Here is a 24,364-nt window from a genome sequence, read left to right on the forward strand (position 1 = left end):
GGGGCGCGCCTGACCTTGGCCACTCCCCAGCCCATGAGACCCGCTATGACTAAACCACGCCATTCTTTTTCAAGCATCAGCGCCAATAGCAGTGCAGTGCCGCATATCGTCATTATTGGCGGCACCACCCGCGCCAGCTCTACCAGCGAACGCTTGGCACGGCATTGCGAACGCCTGCTACAAGCCAGAGGCTCGACCACGGCCATGTTCCCAGCTGGGGAATTGGAGCTGCCAATGTACGCACCAGAACGCCAGCAACCGCACCCGGTTGCAGAGCACTTCATCCGCGAAGTGCGCCGCTGCGACGGCATGGTCATTGCGTCGCCCGGCTACCACGGCGGCATTTCTGGCCTTCTTAAAAACGCCCTGGATTACACCGAAGAATTGCGCAGTGACAGCAGGCCGTATCTGCATGGCCGCGCCGTTGGCTGCATCGTGACGGCAGCAGGCTGGCAAGGCGCCAACAGCACCTTGGCGGCATTGCGCTCAGTGGTGCATGCCTTGCGCGGCTGGCCAACGCCGCTGGGTGTGGCCGTGAATTCAACCCAGCCCTTGATTGACGAGGCTGGCGCGCTAAGCCCGGATATTGAGCACCAGCTGAGCATCATGGTGCAGCAAATCATGCAAATCGCGCAGTGGGGACGGGCCAGTGATGCGGCGCTGCCAACGCGCGAGTTAGCGACAGGGACCTAAGAGCCTGTTTACGATCTTTTTGCAGTCGCGCAAGGCACCAAAAAGAAACCGTGCAAGGCGCGACTGTGTCGAGACTTTGAACAGACTCCAAGGTGGTGGTGGTGGTGGTGGTGGTGACTGCAACTTATGCCATATGGCTGGGCCGATGCCTTACCAGCGGCGTCTTGTCAGCCCTCAAATGGCCTGGCGCAACGGCCAGACCTGGCACTTGGAGCGACCGCGTTCACGCTCTTGAAAGACACGTTTTTGCCTGCTTGCAGATGGGCTACCGCCGCTATGAATGCAGCATCTCGCGGAACGATGGGATGCAAAGCCCCACTTGTCAGGACTCGCATGTTTGATGGCGGAGGGTGGGCAGATGTCCTGCCCACGCGGATGGTGCCGTGAACAAACGCACGGCGCTGCACACAACTTGGTATTTTTTCAGCTGCAACTGCCGTGGGCAGCAAAGCATCCAAGCCAACCATCCACAGCAAACAACGGCTCAGCTCTTGGCCCGCAACTCATTCTCAGGCATCTCAATCTTGACTTCCAGCACTTCCAGGTTTTCTTGCCGGTCCAGGCTGACATGGATATCTGCTGGATTAATCTGAATGTACTTGGAGATCACCTGCACCAGGTCTTTTTGCAAGTCGATCAGAAAGTCAGGCTTGCTGGTCGTGCGGTCGCTGCGTTCATGCGCGAGGATGATTTGCAGACGTTCTTTGGCCACCGAGGCGGTTTTTTTCTTGCTGCCAAACAGCATCTCAATCAATGACATACCACTTACCTCCCACCAAAGATGCGTTTGAAGAAGCCGCTCTTTTGAGGATCAATAAAGCGCAGCGGCTTGGTCTCACCCAAGAAACGGTCGACCACGTCCATATAGGCCTCAGAGACGTCTGAGCCTTTCATGTGCACCGCCGGCAAACCCTGGTTCGAGGCTTGCAGCACGGTTTCCGATTCAGGAATCACGCCAACCAGCTCAATGCGCAAAATGTCCTGGATATCTTCCAGCGACAGCATTTGCCCGCCTTCGACGCGGTTCGGGTTGTAGCGTGTGATCAGCAAATGTTCCTTGACTGGGTCTTTGCCATCGATCGCGCGTTTGGTTTTGGACGACAGCATGCCCAAAATACGATCCGAGTCGCGCACCGAAGAGACTTCCGGGTTGGTCACCACCACCGCCTCGTCGGCGAACTTCATCGCCAGCAAAGCACCGCTCTCAATACCGGCAGGCGAGTCGCAAATGATGTACTCAAAGCCCATGCCAGCCAGATCATTCAGGACTTTCTCAACGCCCTCTTCCGTCAGTGCTTCCTTGTCGCGGGTTTGCGAGGCCGCCAGAATGAACAGGTTATCCAGCTGTTTGTCTTTGATCAGTGCCTGGTTCAGGTTGGCTTCGCCCTGAATCACATTGATCAAGTCGTACACCACACGGCGCTCAGCGCCCATGATCAAGTCCAGATTGCGCAGGCCCACGTCAAAATCGATCACTGCCGTCTTGTGTCCACGCAATGCCAGGCCCGACGAAAAGCTGGCACTTGTAGTAGTTTTTCCGACCCCACCTTTACCGGAGGTCACGACAATAATTTTGGCCATGCAATTAATCCTGTGAGAAAAAGAAAATCCACTCTTGACTACAAAGCGCCCATTCAAGTGGTGACTTGTCACCGATTTGAGAGCATAAAAACTTGATAAACCTGACATTCTGCCGACTAGTGCCTGCTGTTTCAATGCCTAGCAGCCTTGATCTACGGGTGATCTGCGCTTAATTACCGCTTTTTCGCCTTCACACACATCACCAACCCATCCAAAACACGATTGCCTGCAGCACCGTACGCCCGCCGCTCAGCCTTTGTTCAAAGGCTCGATCACCAAACGCTCTCCATCGAGGCGCACATGCGCGGGCTTGCTAGCCACATCGGCAGGCAAATCATTTTCAGCGGTACGGTATACACCGGCAATCGAGACCAGTTGCGCTTCCATACACTGGGCAAAAATCCGCGCATTGGTATTGCCGCGCGCACCCGCAATCGCGCGCCCACGCAGCGGCGCATACACATGCACATGGCCATCGGCAATCACTTCGGCACCAAAATTCACGACCGCCAGTACGATCAGGTCTGCACCGCGTGCATACACCTGCTGGCCTGAGCGCAGCGGCTTGTCGACCAAGACAGTCTCGGGAGCCGGCACTTCACGCACGACCTCCACTTCGCGGATCACCTCACGGATCTCGACGCGGGGCGCAGTATCGACGCGGCCAAGTGCGGCATCCGGGGCTTCGGCCAGGCCTGCTTTGCGGGCATCGGCCAGTTGCTGCTCACTGCCATTGCGCACCGCAACGGGAATGGTTTTGAGCGCACGCACCGTGCGTATCAAGGCAGCAAAGTCCAGTGACTGGGTCTCTTTTTGAATCGCCGACAAGTCAAAAATCACCAGGTCGTTGTCAAAAAAATCCGGCTCATCGGCAAAGCGCTCTTGCAAGGCCTTGCCAATCGCCTCGCTATCAGTGCTTTTCAGCAGCAGCGCCACCACAGGCAAGCTGGCACTTTTGAGTTCGAAAGGCGCTTTGCCTTGTTGCGTCATACCAGTAGTAGATGGAGTAGCCATGCGAGTGGAAATGAAAAAGATGGAGAAGGCGTGGCAGCTAGCGTCTCAGTGTGCGGGACGATGTGGGCCACGCCTCACACAGACGCCTGCAGCAATACGCCCAGTCACGCCCAGTCATGCTTAAGCAGCTGCCGCTGCGTTGAGTAAGTCACGGGTGCGCAGTGCTTCTGCACGGGCGGCCGCAGCAAAATCAGCGCCAGAGCTGGCATACAACACCGCTCGCGAAGAGTTGATGGCGACGCTGCCAGGGCCGGTATAACCGGCTTTGACGGTCGCCTCGGCATCACCACCTTGCGCGCCCACGCCGGGAATCAACAAAGGCACGGTGGGAGCGAGGCGGCGCACAGCCGCCACTTCTTGTGGATAGGTCGCACCGACCACCAGGCCCAGTTGGCCGTTGGTATTCCACGCTCCTTGGGCCAATTGCGCCAGGTGCTCATACAGGCGCGGCTGGCCTGGCAGATCAGCCAAGTGTTGCGGCTGGAAATCATCGCCACCGGGGTTTGAGGTACGGCAGAGCAAAATCGCCCCTTTGCCTGGGTATTTGAGATAAGGTGCGACCGAATCAAAGCCCATGAAGGGCGACAAGGTCACGGCGTCGGCTTCGTAGCGCTCAAACGCTTCCTTGGCGTACTGCTCGGCGGTGGAGCCAATGTCACCGCGTTTGGCATCCAAAATCACCGGCACGTGCGGGGCCACGCGGCGCATATGGGCAATCAGCTGCTCCAGTTGGGCTTCGGCGCGGTGCGCGGCAAAGTAGGCGATTTGCGGCTTGAATGCGCAGACCAGATCGGCCGTGGCATCGACGATCGCGGCGCAAAAGTCGTAAATATGCGCGGCATTGCCTTGCCAGTGCGTAGGAAAGCGCGCAGGTTCAGGGTCCAGGCCCACGCACAGCATCGACTGGTTGCGCGTGGCGGCATCTTTGAGCATGTCAACAAAGTTCATGGCCGCAATTGTGGCATTGAATCGCACTGAAGCGGTACAAGAGCGTAACCAAAAACCTTTCTCAACCGCCCTGCTGCCCTCCCCAACCATACAGGGTGTTTTTAGCTGCGCGCAGTGCCGTACAGCAAGTCCACCAAACCGCTGGTGCGCAAAGTGCTTTGCCCCATCGCCTGCTGCCAGGCACCCACACGCGGCGAAACGTAACTGAAGTGCTTTTTGGCACGCGTCAGGCCGGTGTAGAGCAACTCGCGCGTCAGCAAGGGGCTCTCATACGCGGGCAAACACAGCATCACATGGGCGAATTCCGAGCCTTGGCTTTTGTGCACCGTCATCGCGAATGCAGTTTGTGCATGTTGCAGCCGACTCACGGCGATCGAACGCATCGTCTGCTCAGCCTCTGCAGCGGCTGCGCCCGGCGCTGGCTGGGCCGTGCTGGCCTGCGGAAAATACACACGCAGTTGCTGGCGGTTGTGCGCAGCTGGCAGTGCAATGCCCACATCGCCATTGAAAATGCCCAAGGCGGCATCGTTGCGGGTGACCATCACCACGCGCCCTGCAAACCATCCCTGGCTTTTCACCGGCAACCCGTATTCGCGCAGCGACTGGATCACCAAGTCGTTCATCCCTTCAACGCCCCAAGGGCCTTGGCGGGTGGCGCACAAGATGCGGAAATGCGCTAACGCATCGAGCAATTGCTGCACCCAGTGGGCGTGACGCGCTTGCCAAGCAGGCTCTATGTCTGGCGCGGAAGTGCTTGGTCGTTGGTAGGCGGCAGGCCAAGCGGGCATCGCTTGTAAATGCCGCGCCAGCTCGGCATAGCCGCTGGCGGCGTGCGGGCCATCAGCCCCCCAGGCCAGGGCCTGCGCGTCTTGGGCGGTGGCGGGTTCTTTCCAAAACACCGCACGCTGCGCGCTGCTTTGCTGCTGCAATTGCGCCATCAATGCGCCCATGCGCTGTGCGTCGTTGGTTTGCACGGCAAGTGCCAGCTGGCCAATCATGCCACCAAAGCGCCGACTGACGCGCAGCATCGCAATCGCTTGCGATAGGGCCGGTGCGGCCTGCGCTGCTCCAGCGCCCTGGTAGCCATACTCAGATGGCAGGCGTTCGCCGCAGCTGCGCTCTAGATAATCCATCGTGGCTGCACTGTAATGGCCTTGCTGAGCGCCTTCACAGACATCGCCCAGTACCGCGCCAGCCTCCACCGAATCGAGCTGGTCCTTATCGCCCAGCAGGACCAAATGGGCGTGCGGTGGCAGCGCCTGCAAGAGATTGGCCATCATCTCCAAATCGACCATCGAGGCCTCATCAACAATCAGCCAGTCAAGCGCCAAAGGATTGGCTGCATTGTGGCGCAAAGCCCGTGTGCCAGGACTTGCGCCCAGCAGCGAATGCAGGGTGCGGGCCGCTGGAATGCGCAGCAAGGCCTGGTGCAAAGCCTGGTCGGCCAGAATGGCCGCTGGCAACTCTTGCAACGCCAGTTGCAAAGATTCACTCAAGCGGGCTGCAGCTTTGCCGGTCGGAGCGGCCAGCCGGATGCGCAGATCAGCCCGATGGCCCGCCAATGCCAGCGCCGCCGCCATCAGGCGTGCTGCCGTATACGTTTTGCCAGTGCCAGGGCCACCGGTGATCACGCCCAGGCGCTGGCGCAAGGCCAATGCGCAAGCGATTTTTTGCCAATTCGGGGCTGCGGCTGCTTGATCTGCACTGGCCGCATCGACGGGGAACAACTGCGCCAGAATCTGCGCGATGCGCGCTGTGTCGACCTCCGGCGCGCCATCTGCTGCGGGCAGTGGCAAGCAAGCCGTGGTAGCTGGGGCTTGCAGTGCAGCGCCATGCACGCGCCCCAGCAAGCCTTGCGCCGTGCTTTGTTCAAACTGGTAATAACGGCGCAAATACAGTCTGGCAGGCCCGTGTACAGCGCTGCTGACCAGCACCATCGGCGCAGCGGCCACGTCGACATGGCCAGCTGGTGGTGGTGCGGCTGTAGCGGTTTCAATCACAGGACTGCGCAGCACAGCTTGCCAGCCATCTGCATGCACCGGCAATTGCAGCTTGAGCCAAGCCAGCGCGGCCTGGGCCTGCTGGTCAATTGGCCAGTCGAGCAACGCCGCCAACTGCGCCTGCAGCCCTGGCAAGGCCACACAGCTGTGGCCACGGCCTTCGAGCGCGCTCAGAATGGCCACCACCAGCGGCAGGCTCGCATGGCAGTGCGGATCGGCGGCGGCCACCCACTGGGCGAACGCCGCATCCATGCGCCTGAGCCAGCCGGCATCGGCCCATTGCCATAGCCGCTCAATCGTATGTGGCACACCACTGCGCGCGGCGTCTTGTGGCAGCGCATGCACAGTGGCGGGATTCATCAGGCTCAAACGCGTTACTCCTACTCAGTGGCAGCAAAGGGCTGCGGCGCCTCACCGCGCAACGCAGCATCCATGGCCAGCAGCATCGCCACCGGCGTGTCAAAGTGGATACAGCCTGCGCTGGCGTGGTCAATGCCGCGCACAAACCAGTACATGGCACCGCCCAAATGCTGCTCAGGCTGGTAATTGGGCAAGCGGTTGTGCAGTAGCCGGTGCAAGGCCAGCAAATACAGCATCGCTTGCAGGTCATAGCGGTGGTGCAGCACGGCGTCGCGCATCGCCTCTGGCGTATAGGCCGCTGCGCTGTCGCCCAGGCGGTTGGTTTTGTAGTCGACCACCCAGTAGCGGCCTTGCGAGTGCACAACCACGTCAGCAAAACCCATCACCATGCCATGCCACTGGCGGCGCGTCAGCACCGGCCGCGCCAGCCCCGGCCAGCAGTAGGCACGGCACAAGGCATCGAGTTGCTGGGCCTGGGCCTGCTGGACCGGCATCCAAAACTCCAACTCGGCCAGCGTTTGGTCCATCTCGGCCAAGCGTCTGGTCTCTAAAGGCACAGGCGCGTGCGCGCTGCCGCCCTGCCCGACCAAGGCCTGCAGCGGCAAGTCGGTATTCAAAATGCCGGCCAGCCAGGGCTGCAATTGGGGCCACTGCGCATCAAAACCGGCTTGCTGGGCGCGGCGCTGCAAGCGCTGCCACAGCGCCTCATTGGGAGATGGTGGAAAGCCTTCTTGCTGTAGCCATTCCAGCGCCTGGTGCATCCAGTCGCCCAAGCGCGAGCTGCCAGCCAGGCTATGCCAGCCTGCTGCGACCGGTGGCGCGGCCAGCGCTGACAAGGTCGCGTGTGTGCCGCTGCCCTGGCTGGTGGGCAGCACGGAATCGGTCTGCTCGTCATCAGCCAGCCGTGCGGCTGGCTGCCACAAAAACGCGGCGCCACTGGCCACCGGCGTGTCCTCGCCATGGGCGTCTTGCGCCAGTGCGCTGGACAAGGCTTGCGCCTGCTCGGTCAAGACCGCCTGGCCAGCCAAGGCCATGGCTTGCTGCTGCAAGGCCCGCGCGGCCAAGGGTTTGGTGTCTGAGGCGCCACGCGCCAGCATACTGAAGCTGGCAATCGCAAACTGCTGGTCAATACCCGAGGGGTAGGGCTGGGCAGCGCGCCAATCGGCTTGCATCGCCGGTGGTTGGTATTTCTGCTGCAGCTCAGCGCCGATTTCGGCCTGTGTTTGCGGTGCGGGCGGCAGCAAGCGGGCATGAATGTCTGGGCAGTTGGCCTGCCAGGCTTGCACCAAGGGCCACCAAGCCGCGTCGTCCACAGCCTGCTCAGCTTGGCCACACAGCAAATAGCCCAAGGCCGAGCGGTGCAAGTCGCTGCCTTTTTTGCTGTTCATGCGGCGGTTGATCGCAAAGCCCACCCACAGCGCATGCTTGGCACGCGTGAGCGCAACGTACAGCAAACGCAGGTCTTCACGCAGGCGTTCGTCGTCACTGCTGGCGGTACTGCGGCCATCGCGGCCATCGCTGCCGTCCGCCTCTCCCCCGCTGGCCTCGCCTGCGCCCCAGTCGGCACCGCCGCTCTTGACCGGCTTCATGTACGAGCCAAACGGCAGCATCACTACTGGGTATTCGAGGCCCTTGCTTTTGTGGATGGTGACGATCTGAATCAGCTGGGCATCGCTTTCAAGGCGCACGGTTTGCTCTTCAGCCTCCATGCCGCCAGCGCCCTGCTCGCTCAAATGGATTTGCTGCACCAGAAAGCGAATCAGGCTTTGCTCGCCCTCATGGGCTTTGCTGGCGTGTTGCAGCAGCTCGGCGATGTGCAGCACATTGGTGAGCTGGCGCTCACCCAAGCCGTCTTCGGCGGCCAACCATTGGCTGGCCAGCCCGCATTGGTGGATCAGCTGGCGCAGCATCGGCAACACGCCTTGCTTGAGCCAGACTTGCTGCCACTGCTGCAGGCGCTGCAGCCAGTCATCCAGCGCCTCTTCATGGTCGGCCATGTGCAGCAGGCGCTCTGGTGTCAGCGCCATCAGCGGCGTCGCCAAGGCGGCGCGGGCCAGCGCCACATCGGTGGGTTGTGCGACCGCCTGCAGCCAGACGACCAAGTCGCGCGCCTGGGCACTGGCGTAAACCGATTCGCGGTCAGACAAGTAGACCGAACTCAAACCCCGCTGGCGCAAGGCCTGCTGCATGCGCTGGGCATCGCGCCGGCGGTGGACCAAAATCGCAATGTCACCGGGTTGCAGCGGTGTGCGGTCGGCTGCATGGGCCGCGTCTTGGCCACGCTGAAAATACAGCGTATCGGTTTGCAGCCAGGAGACAATTTGCGCGGCGCAATGCTGGGCCAGCCAGTCATTGCCCTCTTCGCTGGACTGGGCCTGCTGCTGTGTGCACAGGCTCAGCGCCGGCACCCGCTGGCCCTGGGCATTGGCCAAAAAAGCACGCAGGCCATTGGCTTTGACGGGTATGAAAGGCAGCGGGTTGGCCGCCAGGGCGCTGGCCGCGTCTTGCGGCTGCGCAGCTGCTGGCGCTTGTCGAAAGAAAAAAGCGCCAGCCCCAGCACGTGCTTCGGCTTGTTCAAACACGTAGTTGACCGCATCGACAACGGCTTGCGTGGAGCGGAAGTTGGTGTCCAGCGCGTAATGCCGGCCCACGGTCTCGTTTTTAGCCGCCAAATAGCTGTATATATCGGCGCCGCGAAAGCCATAAATCGATTGTTTGGGATCGCCAATCAGCAATAAGGCATGGGCCGGGTCGTTGTCCTGCGGTCGGTACAGGTCATGGAACACATGGTATTGACCGGGCGAGGTGTCTTGGAATTCGTCAATCATCGCCACCGGGTATTCGCACAGCAAACGCTGGCGCAGCGTCGCGCCTTGCTCGCTGGCCAGCGCCTGCTGCACGCGCAACAGCAAGTCGGCAAAGTCCATCGCGCCATGCTGGGACTTCAGTTGCTGCCAGCGCTGCTGCGTGTAGCGCACAGCCATGCTGACAATGCCCTGCTTGATCGAAGGCAGGGCTGCCAAGGCTTGCTGCAGTTGTTCCAGCCGCGCCGAAGCCGCGGGCAGCTGCGCACAATCGAGCGGTGGTGCTTTGCTGGTGCGGGCATCGAGCAAGCCTTCGGGTGTCAAGCGCCACAATTGCTTGTCTTGCACGCCGTCGATTGTCGCGCCAGGCTGCTGGGCCCAGCGCGCAATCGCTGCCAGCCACTGGCGGTAAGACTGGGGTTTGAGCTTGACACCGCTCCAATACTTACCGGTATCGCCGTCTTTATCGGTTTGCCCATCCAGCCACTGTTCAAAAGCGGCCAGTTGCGGCACCAGATCCTGCGTCAAGCTGGCCAGTGCGGCTTGCTGCTGGGCCAATTGCACGTGCAGCCAGGCTTGCAGGTCGAGGTGCTCGTTGGCTTCATCGGCTGCGCTGGCTGGCCCTGCGTGGGCGTCGCTGGTCTGCGCATCGCCTGGCAATGCAGGTGCCTGGCTGTTTTGCCATTCATGGCTGTGATCCAGCCACCGCTGGGCATCAGGCCACAGCTGCAAGACCTGCTGCAGCTGCGCTAGCGGCAGCGGGTAGACCTGGTTGCGCCAAAAATCCAACGCCGCCCATTGCCACAGGGTTTGCGTATCGCCGCCTAATTCATCGCCTTGCAACGCCCCAGTCAGACTGGCATAGCTTTGCAGTACCTTGTTGCACCAGGCATCAATGGTGTAGATCGCTGCCTCGTCCATGGTGTCGGCTGCGTTGGCCAATCGCCAGGCGGCCAACTCCCGCAGCGGGCCTGGGGCGTAGTCACTGCGCAAGCTGTGCAGCAAGGCATCGGCCTCAGAGTCGTCGCTCTCGCCGCGAAAAAAACGCGCGGCCTCGCTCAAACGCTCGCGAATACGGGCATTGAGCTCTTGCGTGGCTGCCCGGGTGAAGGTCATCACCAAAATTTGTGAAGGCACCAAGGGCTCACGCGAAGACGCGCTGGCCAACAAATCTGCCCCCAAAGCAGGCGCCGCGCCGTGCCCCAGCACCAAGCGCAGATACAGCGCGGCAATCGTCCAGGTTTTGCCAGTGCCGGCACTGGCCTCTATCAGGCGGCTGCCGTACAGCGGCAAGCGCAGCGCCAAAGGGGGCGTGTCAGCCAAGGGAGAAAAAGCGTGGTTTGACAAAGGCAAGCATTCAAAAAATCAACGATAAGCGGCTCACATCTGCAGGCTATTGACAGCGGCGCTTTGCCAGCAGCTGCATGGACTGTGGCATGGGCTCGCTGGATAGCCAAGCCCCCACATACACTCGCACCATCCTCATTCGCAGCGCCCGCCATCTGCCCCCAATCAATTGCAATTGGCGCGAATGGTTTCTTGTACTGACTGACGCTCAGCCGCGCGAGTCGCCTCATTCATAAAGCCCACGTTACCATCAGCATCAGTCGTCATCACACGCTTACCGGGCTCCAACTGTGCCAATCTACCGCGTGCACGCTCGCAATTGCTTTTGCGGGTTGCGGCATTGGCCTTGTCAATTTCAGCATTTTTTTGGGCAATTTCAGCGCTTTGGCTCTGTGCCTGGGCTTCTTGCTGCTTTTGAATGGCTTCGGCTCTGGCTTTCAGATCCTGGTCGTCCTGGTTTGCAGGTTGCTCGTCGGCATCGGCCTCACCGCTTGCCACTGCTGCAGAGCGGTTGGCATGTGCGCCCGCATGGGGCATAGAAGCACCACGTGGCATTTTGAGGATATTGCGCTCGGGCACCGTGATCGGTGGCGGCCGATCGCTGTAGACTTTTTTGCCGCTCTCATCGACCCACTGCCACTGCGCTAACGCAGCACCAGCGACCAGCATCAGCGCCACACCGGCAGCCACACCCCGAAAACCATTCTTTAGCATATAGAAACCCATCGCATGGAGATACATTGGGGGCTATTGTCCCACCCGCCAAGCCCTGAGCACAGACAATTTGCATGCAGCGATTGCCCGGCCGCTTCTGCCAAACACGCGCCCACCCTGCCTTGAACCACAGCGCCAACACCAAGATGCCAATCACAAGCGGCCATCGCCGTGATGCCTGCTTGCCTGGCATTTTGTATGCCTAAAGGCCGCACATAGCCTACAAATAGACAAAAAAGAGACACTCGGGCAAACAAGGGCCAAACCCCATTTTCCCATTTGACGCCAGCCCCATAAAATCGGCGTTACGCCAGCTAAACAGCTGGCTTTACCGCCTATCTATTGTGGTCTAAAGCCACTGCTCAAAAAAAACAATATGGCGCCGCTTTACTCTGGCATTCTAGAGTGGCAAAAACAATTTGAAATGCAAGCTCTTAACAGAGCGGCTACAATCCGTCTTTTGGAGAAAACCCCATGCGTCTTCTTGGCAAAGCGCTCACGTTTGACGACGTTCTGCTCGTCCCTGCGTACTCAGAAATCCTTCCCAAAGACACTTCTTTGGCGACCCAATTCTCTCGCAATATTCGCCTGAATCTGCCCCTGGTCTCTGCGGCCATGGATACGGTGACAGAAGCGCGCTTGGCCATTGCCATCGCGCAAGAAGGCGGCATGGGCATTGTGCACAAGAACATGACTGCTCAAGAGCAGGCCGCGCATGTGCTCAAAGTCAAACGCCATGAATCTGGCGTGGTGCGCGATCCCGTTGTGATCTCCCCTGACCACACCGTGCGCCATGTGATTGACTTGGCTGAGGAGCAAGGCATTTCCGGCTTCCCAGTGGTTGAAGGCCGCAAAGTAGTCGGCCTTGTCACCAGCCGTGACCTGCGCTTTGAAAACCGTTTCGATCTGCCTGTGCGCGAAATCATGACGCCTAAAGAGCGTTTGATTACCGTGCCTGAGGGCACGTCGCTGCAAGAAGCCAAAACGCTGCTGAACAAGCACAAGATTGAGCGCCTGATCGTAGTCAACGACGCGTTCGAGATTCGCGGCCTGATCACCGTCAAAGACATCACCAAACAAACCACCTTCCCGAACGCCGCGCGCGATGCCGACGGCCAGTTGCGCGTAGGTGCCGCTGTAGGCGTGGGCGCTGGCACTGAAGAGCGCGTTGAAGCCCTGGTGAAAGCCGGTGTGGACGCGATCATTGTGGATACCGCCCACGGCCATAGCAAAGGTGTGATTGACCGCGTGCGCTGGGTCAAGAAAAACTATCCGAATGTCGACGTGGTAGGTGGCAATATTGCCACTGCAGCGGCGGCTTTGGCCTTGGTAGAAGCTGGCGCTGATGCCGTCAAAGTCGGCATCGGCCCTGGCTCGATCTGTACCACCCGCGTCGTTGCTGGTGTGGGCGTGCCGCAAATCACCGCGATTGACAATGTCGCCCAAGCCTTGCTGGGCACTGGCGTGCCATTGATTGGTGACGGCGGTCTGCGTTACAGCGGCGATGTGGCCAAAGCCATCGCAGCAGGCGCCAACAGCGTGATGATGGGCAGTATTTTTGCAGGCACTGAAGAAGCACCGGGCGAGATCGTTCTGTTCCAAGGCCGCAGCTACAAGAGCTACCGCGGCATGGGCTCGATTGGCGCCATGCAACAAGGCAGTGCCGACCGTTACTTCCAAGAGTCCAGCACTGGCAATGCCAATGCAGACAAACTGGTGCCCGAAGGCATTGAAGGCCGCGTGCCATACAAAGGCTCTTTGGTCTCGATCATCTACCAAATGGCTGGTGGCCTGCGCGCTTCCATGGGGTACTGCGGCTGCGCCAGCATTGATGAAATGCGCGAGAAATCAGAATTTGTGCAAATCACCTCGGCTGGTTTCCGCGAAAGCCATGTGCATGACGTGCAAATCACCAAAGAAGCACCGAACTACCGCGCCAGCTAAATAGCAACTCGAACAGGCACTACATCAATCCAACGCATGAGCAGCACGACCATTACCTCCATTCACCGCAAACTGGCCATTGCCTCTTTGGCTGTGGCAGTGGCTTTGGTGCTTGTGTCGTTTGCCGCATTGATGTATGCCTTTCAACTGACGGAGCTCAATGCCCCCCACTGGCCAGCAGTGACCTGGCAGGTTTGCCAGATGCTGGCCATCGTCGTGTTTGCGTTTGGCATGTGGCAAGTGCAAAAGCACCGTCGCTGGAAACAAAAAAATGGTTTTGAAGAAGAGTCTGAGTGGGACTGAGGCCATTTTGACTGCCTGCATACCCACCTCGCTCAGTCCAAACCATTTGCACGACTGCCACACCTGATTACCCCACAGCGCTTATTAGGGAGGCTGTGTAGAACCCTCGTTGCAGAGATGAGTGCAGTATCAAAATGAGCCGCAAGGCGTCTTTAGAAGGCCATCGCGATGGACGAAAAAGATAACACTGCGGATCGCCTGATACCGCGCTCAGACCACAACAGGGCGTTTTGCAGAGCTTCCCTCAGCGCTGTGCTTGCTTAAGCAGCCCAAGAAGCCTCCCATGTCCCATCAAAAAATCCTCATCCTTGATTTCGGCTCTCAAGTCACCCAACTGATCGCACGCCGTGTGCGCGAAGCCCATGTGTATTGCGAAGTCCACCCCTGCGATGTGAGCAGTGACTGGGTGCGCGAATTCGCCGCAGACGGCAACCTCAAAGGCGTGATCCTGTCAGGCAGCCATGCCAGCGTCTACGAAGTCGATGACCGCGCACCTGACGCCGTGTTTGAATTGGGCATTCCCGTCTTGGGCATTTGCTACGGCATGCAAACCATGGCCCAGCAATTGGGCGGCAAGGTCGAAGGCTCTAGCCACCGCGAATTCGGCTATGCCGAAGTGCGCGCGCACGGCCACACCGAACTGCTCAAAGGCATTGAAGACTTCGCCACGCCAGAAGGCCACGGCATGCTCAAGGTCTGGATGAGCCATGGCGACAAAGTCACACAGCTGCCACCGGGCTTCAAAATCATGGCCAGCACACCGACCTGCCCTATTGCCGGTATCGCCGACGAGTCGCGCCACTACTATGGTGTGCAATTCCACCCCGAAGTCACCCACACCGTGCAAGGCCAGGCACTGCTGCAGCGTTTTGTACTGGACATCTGCGGCACACGCCCGGACTGGGTCATGGGCGACTACATTGAAGAAGCGGTTGCGAAAATCCGCGAGCAAGTCGGTGACGAAGAAGTCATTCTGGGCCTGTCTGGCGGCGTCGATTCATCGGTAGCAGCCGCGCTGATCCACCGTGCCATCGGCGACCAACTGACTTGCGTGTTCGTCGACCACGGCCTGCTTCGCAAAGACGAAGGCAAAATGGTCATGGAGATGTTTGCCGGCAAACTGCATGCCAACATCGTCGCCGTGGATGCCAGCGAACAGTTTCTGGGCAAGCTCGCAGGTGTCAACGACCCTGAGAAAAAACGCAAAATCATCGGTGGCGAGTTTGTCGAAGTGTTCAAAGCCGAAGCGGCCAAACTCAAAGCCGGTGGCAATGGCCACAAAGGCGCGACCTTCCTGGCCCAAGGCACGATTTACCCTGACGTGATCGAGTCCGGCGGCGCAAAAAGCAAAAAAGCCGTCACCATCAAAAGCCACCACAACGTCGGCGGCCTGCCAGAGCAGCTGGGCTTGAAACTGCTTGAGCCGCTGCGCGACCTGTTCAAGGACGAAGTGCGCGAGCTGGGTGTCGCGCTGGGCCTGCCGCATGACATGGTCTACCGCCATCCATTCCCTGGCCCAGGTCTGGGCGTGCGCATTTTGGGCGAGGTCAAAAAAGAATACGCCGACCTGCTGCGCGAAGCCGACGCGATCTTCATCGAAGAGCTGCGCAACTTCAAGGACGCAGAAACCGGCAAAACCTGGTACGACCTGACAAGCCAAGCCTTTACTGTCTTCTTGCCAGTGAAAAGCGTGGGCGTGATGGGCGATGGCCGCACCTACGACTACGTGGTCGCACTGCGTGCCGTGCAAACCAGCGATTTCATGACCGCCGATTGGGCCGAGCTGCCTTATGCGCTGTTGAAGAAAGTCTCTGGCCGCATCATCAACGAAGTGCGCGGCATTAACCGTGTGACTTACGATGTGAGCACAAAGCCGCCTGCAACGATTGAGTGGGAGTGATCCCGCGTCTGGCATAGTCAGGCACGACACGGCATAAAAAGCATCTAAGCCCGCGTAATTGCGGGCTTTTTTGTTTTTTGGTTTGGCATTGTCTAGCACCTTCAGGCAACACCAAGCATGTATTTCTCATGGCATCAAACTTGGTATCATGGGAGCTAGATACCATGAAGCTCATAGATACCATGTCGAACGAATCAGTTTGTACATGGTATTGAAAATACATAAGTAATTGTTTTTACTGGATATTTACTGATTTTTTTCTGAGTTTTTAATCATGGTATTTATATAGATCTGGAGCCCCCTCTGATGCTGACCGATACCAAGCTGCGCAATCTCAAACCTCAGGACAAGCTGTACAAGGTGAATGACCGTGATGGCCTCTATGCTGCCGTCACGCCAGCTGGTGCCATTTCGTTTCGCTACAACTACAGCATCCACGGCAGGCAGGAGACAATCACGTTTGGGCGCTACGGCTTGGGCGGCATCACATTGGCTGAAGCGCGTGAGCAACTGGGCGAAGCCAAAAAGATGATCGCCGCAGGCAAGTCACCAGCCAAAGAGAAAGCTCGTGACAAGGCTCGTATCAAAGATGCTGATACCTTTGATGCCTGGGCGCAGAAATGGCTGCGCGGCTATCAAATGGCGGATTCCACACGCGATATGCGCCGGTCCGTCTATGAGCGGGAGTTGCTACCGGCGTTCGGCAAACTGAAGCTACAGGAAATTAGCCACGAGGATCTGCGCGCGCTGACGGATCGGATTGTTGAGCGTGGCGCTCCAGCCACCGCAGTGCATGCGCGTGAACTGGTACTGCAAATTTTCCGCTGGGCGATTGAGCGTGGCCAGAAGGTCGATAACCCTGCGGAATTGGTCCGCCCAGCCAGCATCGCCCGCTTTGAGCCGCGTGACCGCGCTTTAACGCCAGGCGAGATCGGCTTGATGTACCAATACATTGAGCGTATCGGTACGACGCCCTCCATTCGAGCCGCCGCGAAGCTTCTGCTGTTGACGATGGTGCGCAAGAGCGAGCTGACTAACGCCAAATGGAGCGAGATCAATTTCACCGAAGCGCTATGGACGATCCCGAAGGAGCGAATGAAGCGCCGCAACCCTCATTTGGTGTTTTTATCCCGGCAGGCGTTAGACATCTTTATCGCCCTGAAAACCTTCGCAGGTGGCTCTGAGTACGTCTTGCCATCTCGTTACGACACCGACCTGCCCATGAGTAGTGCGACGCTCAATCAGGTGCTGACCTTGACCTATCGGCTGGCACAAAAAGAAGGGCAACCACTAGCTAAATTCGGGCCTCATGATTTGCGGCGTACTGCAAGCACCTTGCTGCATGAGGCGGGGTACAACACGGACTGGATTGAGAAGTGCCTAGCACACGAGCAGCGTGGAGTACGGGCGGTTTATAACAAGGCAGAGTACCGGGAACAGCGCACTGGTATGCTGCAAGATTGGGCCAACATGATTGATGAATGGACGAGTAAGCGCTCAATGTAATGAGATTGATCTGCCTCATATTGTAATGAGGCTGCTATCGGCCAGGAGCAGACGGCCGCGAACCTAACCACTGGTGTGGATCGCTGCCGAGGGAACTCCGAACGGGCCGAGGCTGACGCGGAATGCATTGCTTCAGTTACCGGAGGTCTCGCCTAGCGAATAAGCAGTATGGGCGCATGGACCGCTCGAATGACTGCCGTCGTGGTGCTTCCCACGATCAGAGTCCGAAGCGGCGAATGCCCGTGAGACCCCATAACGAGCATCGATTTGGATCGATCCGCCATGAAGTTGGCGATGACGGTATCTGGCGCCCCAGGAAGCAATGACCAGCTCGCCTTGCGGCCATTTACAGCCACGGCCAACACGGCCCGCTCCAATTCGGCACGATGGGCCTCAGACTGCGCGCCAGCCATCACAAGTTGAATGGGCATGCCGTCGAAGATAGGCGAACCCGCCACATACTCCAACGCCCGCAAAATTGAGCGGCTCCCATCATAGGCAATCACGACGTCGTCGGGCGGCAAAAACTCCTGCGGCGCGACAACGAGAGGCTTTTTACCCGCTCTTAAAACCCGTTCAATTTTTGACCCTATATGGGCAGTGGCAAACTGGCCGGATGCGCCGCGCTTACCCATGACGACCAGCTCAGCGTGGGCTTCACGCTCCAGAATCGTCTCAATAATACCGCCATGCAAATGCACCGGTTCGATCTTCCCGGCGGCGCTCGCCCCTACCCTAGCTTGAGCAGCATCAAGCAGCGCACGACCACTTTGTACAGCAAACCTGCCTTGAGCCTCTTCAATGCGGGTTAATTCTTCCAGAAGTTCACTTTTTACCCCCAGGCCAATAGCGCCGCTGTAGTCGTGGCGAGTCGCAACAGCGCTTGTACGTTGCACCACGTGCAGTAGTTCGACATCGGCGTTTAAGCGCGAGGCTAACCAAGCTGTCAGGTCACACACGGATGTCGCGTACGGTGAAGCATCAATACATGCAAGAATCTTTGACATATCTCTTTTCCTAATGGCCTAAAGACTGAGCGTCTGCGCCGGGTTTGTCATGCGTGGCAAATCGTCCAATGATGGTGGCGCTGGCTTCATTTAACCCAGCCACCTCCACCGACGTCCCTTCTCGTCGAAGTTTAATCACCACCTTATCTAGGGCGCCCACAGCGGAAATATCCCAGAAATGGGCCGCTGAAACGTCGAGCACGACCTTGTCGACGACTTCCTTGAAGTCGATGACGTCGGAGAATCGTTCTGAAGACGCAAAGAACACCTGTCCGGAGTAAGCGTACGTGCGTGTGCGCCCGTCTGCGGAGAGTTGCGAATTGACCGTAAGCAGGCGCTTTACCTTGCTCGCGAAGAACAAGCCGCTCAGGATGACACCGGCCAAGACACCTTGTGCCAAATCATGTGTCCACACCACAACGACGACGGTCGCCACCATCACCACAGAGGATTGCCAAGGATATGAGCGTAAGTTTCGTATCGAGCTCCAGCTAAACGTGCCAATGGATACCATAATCATGACGGCAACCAGCGCAGGCATTGGGATTTTCGCTACGAGCGGGCCCAGCACGACGATTAAGAAAAGGAGGAACGCTCCGGCGACGAATGTAGAAAGGCGCGTGGACCCGCCTGATTTCACGTTGATCACAGATTGGCCGATCATGGCGCAGCCTCCCATCCCGCCAAGAAAGCCCGTCACAAAGTTAGCGATGCCCTGGCCTTTGCATTCCCGACGCTTATCGCTGGGCGTGTCGGTCAGATCATCAACAATTTGCGCCGTCATCATAGATTCAAGCAACCCCACAGCGGCCATGGTCAGCGAATAGGGAAAGATGATGCGTAGCGTCTCCAGGTTAAAGGGCACATTAGGAATCAGAAACGCCGGCAACGACGACGGCAGCTCTCCCATGTCGCCAACGGTGTTAACGGACAGGCCACCGTAGATCGAGATAATTGTGAGTACGACGATGGCAACCAGTGGGGACGGAATAGCCTTTGTCAGGCGGGGCAAGAGATAAATGATTGCCAAGCCAGCGGCCACCATGGCGTAGGTTACCCACGTGACATTGGTAAGCTGGGGCAGCTGGGCAAGGAAAATCAGGATCGCAAGGGCGTTCACGAACCCAGTGACAACCGAGCGCGAGACGTACTGCATGAGCAGATCGAGCCGCAGAAAGCCTGCCACTATTTGAAGCAACCCCATCAGGATCGTGGCGGCAAAGAGATAGTCCGCGCCATGCTCTTTGATGAGCGGGACGACCAGCACCGCTATGGCAGCCGTTGCCGCGGAAATCATGCCCGGTCGGCCTCCAACAAGCGAAATGATTACTGCGATCGAGAATGAGGCGTATAGGCCCACGCGAGGGTCAATGCCTGCGATGATGGAAAAGCCGATAGCTTCAGGGATAAGGGCAAGGGCGACGACGATGCCCGCCAGAATATCGGCGCGCGGAGTGGCCATCCACTCGCGTTGAAACGTGGAAAGAAAAGACATGGATTTGACTAACCTGAAGTTAGCAAGCGAGGCAATCGTGCCGAGTGTGGATAAGAGTTGGTCTCGGAGCGAGCCGTGATTCGCTTGGGATTGTCCGAGGGATAGGCGCCCGGCCGAGCCACCCGGCGTCGCCGGGTCCACTTAGATCGCTATCGTAGCGACGCAGCATCCATTGCAGGAGCTGTATTGCGAGATTGTACATGGATACGTGAAGCGGAGAAAGCTTGACGGCCCACGCCTCACCTCAATTTAGCGTGCGCGCACTACAGGCATCCAGACCATCAAAGCCGATCGTCCGCTTTGGGTCGAAAGCTGCCATCACATGAGTGCTCCCAAGGACGGTAAGCTCGGTTTTGATGGGGCGCCTTGCAAGTGTCGTCCGCGTTCAAGTCAGATAGTTGCCCTGTGTTTGTGCCGTTTGATGGCAGCCGACACAGCTTGACGTGAGACGCAGAGCTCACGGGCGATGGCTGTTTGACTCAACCCTTTGGCTAGGAGCTCTTCAATAGTACTGGCTGCTGCTCTGGGCGACTTGATCTCTTGGAGCAGTCGGTATGCCTCGCGCCGGACGTAAGCGTGTGCCTCAATATCCCAAGTGGGCAAAGAGCCACTATTGATGCCCTGCGACCAGATGGCATCCATCAGACTTTCATACTCTGTCACAAATCTTCGATCGCGCTGATAGGCGCGACGGGCCTCGTCGCTGCGCTTTGGATTGTGTGCCTCGCAATACAGCTTGCTTGGCTTGGCAGCTTTGTCATCTTGTCCAGGTTTGCGTGTGCTCCAAGCTAGCTCACCGTGTTTTGCCCATTCCTGATACAAGATCACTCGTTCTACACAGTCTCGAAAGCCAGCGACCGAGCGGTCGCCACGCATCTCCACTGCATCACAGTATTTGGCATATAGGCGAGATGCGGTATAGCGCCCCAGCTCGCCAGCTAAGGCTTGCTCGTAGCGTTTCACGACAGCATCCGCTTTTTTGATGGCTGCAGCTCTAGCCGAAGCCGTCAGGCCGACGATTTTTGCATTGCCGCGCAGCAGGCGCTTGATGATTAGCGGTGAGTTCAAGTTAGTCGAGTATTCGGTCGTGCGCCAGCAAAGCTCGCAGAAGCACCACAAGTACGGATTGCTCAGCTTGGACTGAATACGCTGCGATGAGGTCTCAGCAACTCTGGTGATCTGCTGATAAATCGGATCGAATCCCTGTTTTTTCATGACTGCGAATGCGCGGTTGTCGTGTCAACTTTATTCTAACTTTTTTGCATGTCTATGCTGGCACCGGCAGGTATCGTCAGGCAACTGATTGATGCTAAGGCACTGCAATGATGGAACGCAAAATACTGATCAACCGCAAAAAACTACACGCCATGATCCCACTGGCTGAGCGGACGATTTACAACATGGAGCAACGTGGTGAATTCCCTCGACGTATTGCTCTGACCAGTCGCAATGTGGCGTGGGACTTGGCTGAAATTGAGGCGTGGATTGAATTGCGCAAGCAATCGAGTATCCCCGCCCCACATTCTGAGGTCGGTGTGTAAACGTCATCGTGTTCAGTGTGAACCAAGACGCGTGCGCGGTGAATGACGCACAGGCTCAACTTGATGCCGATGGCATTCAGCGTAGCGATTTTTTTGTCGCAGACATCCTCGATCCAGCACCAAAAAATGATGTTGCCAGCATGGAACACCCCATTTTTGCGCTACGTGCAGGGGATATGCAGGTACGCAGGTACGAGCGCAACGGGCACACCTTAACTGTTTTGCCGGGCGCAACGGGCTGCGCAACGATCCATGACAAGGATCTTTGGATCTATTGCATTAGCCAGTTGATTGAAGCGGCAAACCGGGGTCGTGAAATTGGGCCGACAGTCCGCTTTACTGCGTTTGATTTTCTAGCTACGACCCATCGCGGTACCAGTGGGCGTGCTTATGAGCGCATGTCAGAGATGCTGCGTCGCCTTAAAGGTACCGTGGTTGAGACAAGCATTGAAACAGCAGGCCTTCGCGAGCGCAGAGGCTTCGGCTTGATAGAAGGCTGGCGAGTGATAGAGAAATCTCAAGACGCTGGTCGTATGGTGGCCGTTGAAGTGGACTTGCCCAAATGGTTGTTTCGTTCCGTCCAGGCCAAGCGAGTGCTGACCTTATCGAGCGCTTATTTTCGTCTGCGTAAACCCCTAGATCGACGTATCTATGAGCTGGCACGCAAGCACTGCGGTGAGCAGCCACGTTGGCGTATATCGTTGGCGGTATTGCATCAAAAAAGTGGCAGCATGGGGGAATTGCGTCGTTTCCGGTTTGACGTGAAGGCGCTGGCTGAGTCGGGGAACCTGCCGGACTACTTAATGGCGATTGACCTGCAGCGGGATATGGTGACGTTCTACGCCAACGGTCCTAAAGGCAAATTAGCCGAAGTGAAGGACATGCTTGCTGGTCGGCCGAACGCTTCGTTGAAGGCCCATCAGAAGGCGCACTCTGCCAGATCGAGAAGACGCTGACGCTCCTGTGATTGCTTGACGGAAACTCAAGAAGGTTTGTTTTGAGACTGTGGATAAGTCGAGCTGCCCTGTGAATCACATCGTGCCTTTAGGAACGCTAGCCTGTGGATAGTATCGTGCTTTCAGGAACGCCTGTATCGTGCTTTCAGGAACAAAAGTTCTAGAAATCTTATATGAATCATAATCTTGCAAAACCGTAACGCGCGCGCGCGGTTTTAACTAATATATATATTTAACGTGATGGTGCCGCTGACCTCTGCGTAGCTTGAGGCAAGGCAGAGGCTTATTCCTCGTGCTGCCACGGGTGAACGCCGCAAGTGAAGCGGGGCCTGAATGTTTAGAGTGCTGGTGAACAGGATCCGGATTGCGTAAGAAAAAAGCGGCACCAAAAAGGAGGAAAGCGGTCAGCGCCTGGGATCTAGTCTGCAGCTGCCTAAACCCCTTTTAGGCATTGCTCCTATGCCTGAGAAACGTTGGCCCCCAATGTACGGATGGAGCCCTTGGTGCGAGGTTCAGCCTGCAGCTTGTGCCTCTTTTCCCGCTCAAAAAGCTTGCGTCAGAGAATGTGGGCGACGTGTCTTGATTATTTTTCCGTACATTGGGGGCCGCTATGTCTGTGCTGTCAGTTAGGGGGAAAAGCAGCTTTGTTAGAGATGTGCTTGTGTAGGCTTGTTGGGCACCTCAGTTTTCTATCGGTATGACAAGCCTTGCGAGTCGCAGTGTCAGAAAGTGCAGAGGACAATTGAATAACGGGTGTTTTCCATTTGATGTACGCGATTAAGTGCGATTTAACGCGATTAAATGCGATGAAACGCGAGGATTCGCGAATAAACGCGAACAAACGCGAACAAACGCGATTTTTCGCAATTTGTGCACTGACAGGTAGTTGTTTGCACATGATCGCGTGTGATTAAACGGCAAGATGTGTGTTGTACCGGTACGGGCATCGCCCGAACCTGTGCATCACCGGCCTTATTCGCTTCGCTCAACGTGCTTCTTGCTCTGCGAGGCTGACAGTCGCTACCGCGACGAACATATTTCAATAAAGGATGAACCTATGGATGAAAGTGATCTAGCAGGCACCAGAAGGCGTGAAGGAAGGCCGCGCAGCCATCGGATAGAGGTGTGGGTCACGCAAGATGAGAAAGCCACGATAGCGCAGTCAGCTGTCAATGCAGGGATGAAAGAGTCAGCCTTCTTACGAGCCCTTGGTCTTAATGTGCGAGTGCGATCCGTGCTGGATCTAGAAGCCGCAACCGAACTGTCTAAAGTGAATGGGGATTTAGGCCGGGTCGCAGGGTTGCTGAAACTATGGCTGGCAGAAAAGCGAGGGGTGGGAGATGCACCAGCTGCGGTTGGGTCAATGATGGATGATTTTCGGATGCTGCAAAAACAGATGCGCGATTTGATTCACGTAGCGATACGCGGTCGGAAATAACGAGCAAAGCCAAGAAGTGGCTGTGGCAACGCAGGCTGCGAGTGATCCTTAGGTGGCGGAGCAAGGGTCGAACTGTTCAAAAAACGGTGGTTTTCTGGACAGATGAAAACACTGCGCTTTCCGTCGTGAAAGTTGCCTATGGGTGTTAATATAGGCATCAATTTTTCAATGTCCTGGTTTTGTCCATGAATCAACGCATTGGGTACGCTCGCGTATCAACTGACGATCAGCACCTAGACCTGCAGCGCGACGCGCTCCAACTGGCTGGATGTGGCGTTATCTACGAAGAAGCGGCTAGTGGCAAGAACACGGCTCGACCAGAGCTTGAACAGTGTCGCAAGGCGCTTCGGGCAGGCGATACCCTAGTGGTTTGGCGGCTAGATCGTCTCGGGCGCAGCCTACCCGACCTGGTGCAGGTCGTTACCGACCTTGAACGTCGTGGCGTCGGGTTTGAAAGTTTGACAGAAAAGATCGAAACCGGCAGCGCGGCGGGCAAGCTGATCTTTCATGTGTTTGCAGCGCTGGCTGACTTCGAGCGCGGCTTAATCCGTGAACGGACTCAGGCTGGTTTGGCCGCAGCGCGTGCACGAGGTCGAGCGGGAGGTCGAAAACCCAAGTTGACTGATAAAGATGTACGCGAGATTAAAGCGCTTTTACGTGATCCAGAAATTCGAGTGGCAGAGGTTGCTCGGCGTTATGGAGTATCGCGGACTACCTTGTATAAGCATGTTGGCGTTATCTCACCAAATACGTAAGCGTCGTTAAGACATCTAATGCGATTAGTAAGTGAATATGCTTCTTTGCTTTTAATTG

General features: G+C 57.5%; 19 protein-coding genes and 1 other annotated feature. Of the genes, 9 read left to right on the forward strand and 10 right to left on the reverse strand.

From position 1 onward, the window contains the following. Positions 1–45 precede the first annotated feature (45 nt). Entirely contained in the window at positions 46–693 is a 648-nt protein-coding gene (locus E8K88_RS14315; RefSeq protein WP_136407361.1) for an NADPH-dependent FMN reductase, read from the forward strand. A gap of 484 nt (positions 694–1,177) precedes the next feature. On the opposite strand, the gene minE is transcribed toward E8K88_RS14315, so the two are convergent. From minE to E8K88_RS14350, 7 genes are all read right to left on the reverse strand, one after another. Further along, positions 1,178–1,453 (reverse strand): cell division topological specificity factor MinE, encoded by a 276-nt coding sequence (minE, locus tag E8K88_RS14320; RefSeq protein WP_136407362.1) that lies wholly within the window; start codon positions 1,451–1,453, stop codon positions 1,178–1,180. Between the two features lie 5 nt (positions 1,454–1,458). Beyond that, a complete protein-coding gene (gene minD, locus E8K88_RS14325) occupies positions 1,459–2,274 on the reverse strand; it encodes a septum site-determining protein MinD (RefSeq protein ID WP_136407363.1) in 816 nt (271 codons plus the stop codon). Positions 2,275–2,523: 249 nt separating this feature from the next. After that, positions 2,524–3,288, reverse strand: a complete 765-nt coding sequence (minC, locus tag E8K88_RS14330; protein ID WP_136407364.1) for a septum site-determining protein MinC — start codon at positions 3,286–3,288, stop codon at positions 2,524–2,526. Positions 3,289–3,408: 120 nt separating this feature from the next. Then, positions 3,409–4,236 (reverse strand): orotidine-5'-phosphate decarboxylase, encoded by an 828-nt coding sequence (gene pyrF, locus E8K88_RS14335; protein WP_136407365.1) that lies wholly within the window; start codon positions 4,234–4,236, stop codon positions 3,409–3,411. Between the two features lie 101 nt (positions 4,237–4,337). Then, on the reverse strand, positions 4,338–6,596 hold the full coding sequence (recD, locus tag E8K88_RS14340; protein WP_136407366.1) for an exodeoxyribonuclease V subunit alpha: 2,259 nt from the start codon (positions 6,594–6,596) through the stop codon (positions 4,338–4,340). Between the two features lie 20 nt (positions 6,597–6,616). Then, positions 6,617–10,747, reverse strand: coding sequence for a UvrD-helicase domain-containing protein (locus E8K88_RS14345; protein WP_168797341.1), 4,131 nt, complete (start codon positions 10,745–10,747; stop codon positions 6,617–6,619). A gap of 165 nt (positions 10,748–10,912) precedes the next feature. Further along, positions 10,913–11,461, reverse strand: a complete 549-nt coding sequence (locus E8K88_RS14350) for a DUF4124 domain-containing protein (protein ID WP_240754546.1) — start codon at positions 11,459–11,461, stop codon at positions 10,913–10,915. A gap of 474 nt (positions 11,462–11,935) precedes the next feature. Between E8K88_RS14350 and guaB the strand changes: the two genes are divergently transcribed. From guaB to E8K88_RS14370, 4 genes are all read left to right on the forward strand, one after another. Continuing rightward, positions 11,936–13,405, forward strand: a complete 1,470-nt coding sequence (gene guaB, locus E8K88_RS14355) for an IMP dehydrogenase (RefSeq protein ID WP_136407368.1) — start codon at positions 11,936–11,938, stop codon at positions 13,403–13,405. 36 nt (positions 13,406–13,441) lie between these two features. Further along, positions 13,442–13,708 carry a hypothetical protein gene (locus E8K88_RS14360; protein WP_136407369.1) on the forward strand — a complete coding sequence of 89 codons (267 nt, stop codon included), beginning with the start codon at positions 13,442–13,444 and terminating at the stop codon, positions 13,706–13,708. Positions 13,709–13,991: 283 nt separating this feature from the next. After that, on the forward strand, positions 13,992–15,608 hold the full coding sequence (gene guaA, locus E8K88_RS14365) for a glutamine-hydrolyzing GMP synthase (protein WP_136407370.1): 1,617 nt from the start codon (positions 13,992–13,994) through the stop codon (positions 15,606–15,608). Between the two features lie 306 nt (positions 15,609–15,914). Continuing rightward, entirely contained in the window at positions 15,915–17,114 is a 1,200-nt protein-coding gene (locus tag E8K88_RS14370; protein ID WP_136407371.1) for a tyrosine-type recombinase/integrase, read from the forward strand. A 152-nt stretch (positions 17,115–17,266) separates the two neighbouring features. Here E8K88_RS14370 and E8K88_RS14375 read toward each other — a convergent pair whose 3' ends face one another. The 3 genes from E8K88_RS14375 to E8K88_RS14385 all read right to left on the reverse strand — a co-directional run bounded on the left by E8K88_RS14375 (position 17,267) and on the right by E8K88_RS14385 (position 20,831). Further along, positions 17,267–18,121, reverse strand: coding sequence for a universal stress protein (locus tag E8K88_RS14375; protein WP_136407372.1), 855 nt, complete (start codon positions 18,119–18,121; stop codon positions 17,267–17,269). A 10-nt stretch (positions 18,122–18,131) separates the two neighbouring features. Continuing rightward, entirely contained in the window at positions 18,132–19,616 is a 1,485-nt protein-coding gene (locus E8K88_RS14380) for a SulP family inorganic anion transporter (RefSeq protein WP_136407373.1), read from the reverse strand. Positions 19,617–19,704: 88 nt separating this feature from the next. Continuing rightward, positions 19,705–19,758 (reverse strand) — a sequence feature (sul1 is cis-regulatory element that is thought to sense ions involved in sulfur or methionine metabolism; They are found in Alphaproteobacteria). A gap of 248 nt (positions 19,759–20,006) precedes the next feature. Continuing rightward, on the reverse strand, positions 20,007–20,831 hold the full coding sequence (locus E8K88_RS14385; RefSeq protein WP_136407374.1) for a helix-turn-helix domain-containing protein: 825 nt from the start codon (positions 20,829–20,831) through the stop codon (positions 20,007–20,009). 107 nt (positions 20,832–20,938) lie between these two features. Here E8K88_RS14385 and E8K88_RS14390 point away from each other — a divergent pair, with 107 nt between their 5' ends. From E8K88_RS14390 to E8K88_RS14405, 4 genes are all read left to right on the forward strand, one after another. Continuing rightward, entirely contained in the window at positions 20,939–21,157 is a 219-nt protein-coding gene (locus tag E8K88_RS14390) for a helix-turn-helix transcriptional regulator (protein WP_420813581.1), read from the forward strand. Between the two features lie 38 nt (positions 21,158–21,195). Beyond that, positions 21,196–22,113 (forward strand): replication initiator protein A, encoded by a 918-nt coding sequence (locus E8K88_RS14395; RefSeq protein ID WP_240754547.1) that lies wholly within the window; start codon positions 21,196–21,198, stop codon positions 22,111–22,113. Between the two features lie 1,057 nt (positions 22,114–23,170). Further along, complete coding sequence (locus E8K88_RS14400) at positions 23,171–23,551, forward strand: plasmid mobilization protein (protein ID WP_136407375.1); 381 nt, start codon at positions 23,171–23,173, stop codon at positions 23,549–23,551. 185 nt (positions 23,552–23,736) lie between these two features. After that, positions 23,737–24,306, forward strand: a complete 570-nt coding sequence (locus tag E8K88_RS14405) for a recombinase family protein (RefSeq protein ID WP_136407376.1) — start codon at positions 23,737–23,739, stop codon at positions 24,304–24,306. Positions 24,307–24,364: the final 58 nt, after the last annotated feature.

Origin of the sequence: Lampropedia aestuarii, from assembly GCF_004803635.1 — a bacterium.
Lineage (GTDB): Bacteria > Pseudomonadota > Gammaproteobacteria > Burkholderiales > Burkholderiaceae_C > Lampropedia > Lampropedia aestuarii.

What these genes read in the sequence shown, in the direction of transcription:
- E8K88_RS14315 (WP_136407361.1), top strand. Translation starts at nt 46, where the DNA reads ATGACTAAACCACGCCATTCTTTTTCAAGCATCAGCGCCAATAGCAGT.
- minE (WP_136407362.1), bottom strand. Translation starts at nt 1,453, where the DNA reads ATGTCATTGATTGAGATGCTGTTTGGCAGCAAGAAAAAAACCGCCTCG.
- minD (WP_136407363.1), bottom strand. Translation starts at nt 2,274, where the DNA reads ATGGCCAAAATTATTGTCGTGACCTCCGGTAAAGGTGGGGTCGGAAAA.
- minC (WP_136407364.1), bottom strand. Translation starts at nt 3,288, where the DNA reads ATGGCTACTCCATCTACTACTGGTATGACGCAACAAGGCAAAGCGCCT.
- pyrF (WP_136407365.1), bottom strand. Translation starts at nt 4,236, where the DNA reads ATGAACTTTGTTGACATGCTCAAAGATGCCGCCACGCGCAACCAGTCG.
- recD (WP_136407366.1), bottom strand. Translation starts at nt 6,596, where the DNA reads ATGAATCCCGCCACTGTGCATGCGCTGCCACAAGACGCCGCGCGCAGT.
- E8K88_RS14350 (WP_240754546.1), bottom strand. Translation starts at nt 11,461, where the DNA reads ATGCTAAAGAATGGTTTTCGGGGTGTGGCTGCCGGTGTGGCGCTGATG.
- guaB (WP_136407368.1), top strand. Translation starts at nt 11,936, where the DNA reads ATGCGTCTTCTTGGCAAAGCGCTCACGTTTGACGACGTTCTGCTCGTC.
- E8K88_RS14360 (WP_136407369.1), top strand. Translation starts at nt 13,442, where the DNA reads ATGAGCAGCACGACCATTACCTCCATTCACCGCAAACTGGCCATTGCC.
- guaA (WP_136407370.1), top strand. Translation starts at nt 13,992, where the DNA reads ATGTCCCATCAAAAAATCCTCATCCTTGATTTCGGCTCTCAAGTCACC.
- E8K88_RS14370 (WP_136407371.1), top strand. Translation starts at nt 15,915, where the DNA reads ATGCTGACCGATACCAAGCTGCGCAATCTCAAACCTCAGGACAAGCTG.
- E8K88_RS14375 (WP_136407372.1), bottom strand. Translation starts at nt 18,121, where the DNA reads ATGTCAAAGATTCTTGCATGTATTGATGCTTCACCGTACGCGACATCC.
- E8K88_RS14380 (WP_136407373.1), bottom strand. Translation starts at nt 19,616, where the DNA reads ATGTCTTTTCTTTCCACGTTTCAACGCGAGTGGATGGCCACTCCGCGC.
- E8K88_RS14385 (WP_136407374.1), bottom strand. Translation starts at nt 20,831, where the DNA reads ATGAAAAAACAGGGATTCGATCCGATTTATCAGCAGATCACCAGAGTT.
- E8K88_RS14390 (WP_420813581.1), top strand. Translation starts at nt 20,939, where the DNA reads ATGATGGAACGCAAAATACTGATCAACCGCAAAAAACTACACGCCATG.
- E8K88_RS14400 (WP_136407375.1), top strand. Translation starts at nt 23,171, where the DNA reads ATGGATGAAAGTGATCTAGCAGGCACCAGAAGGCGTGAAGGAAGGCCG.
- E8K88_RS14405 (WP_136407376.1), top strand. Translation starts at nt 23,737, where the DNA reads ATGAATCAACGCATTGGGTACGCTCGCGTATCAACTGACGATCAGCAC.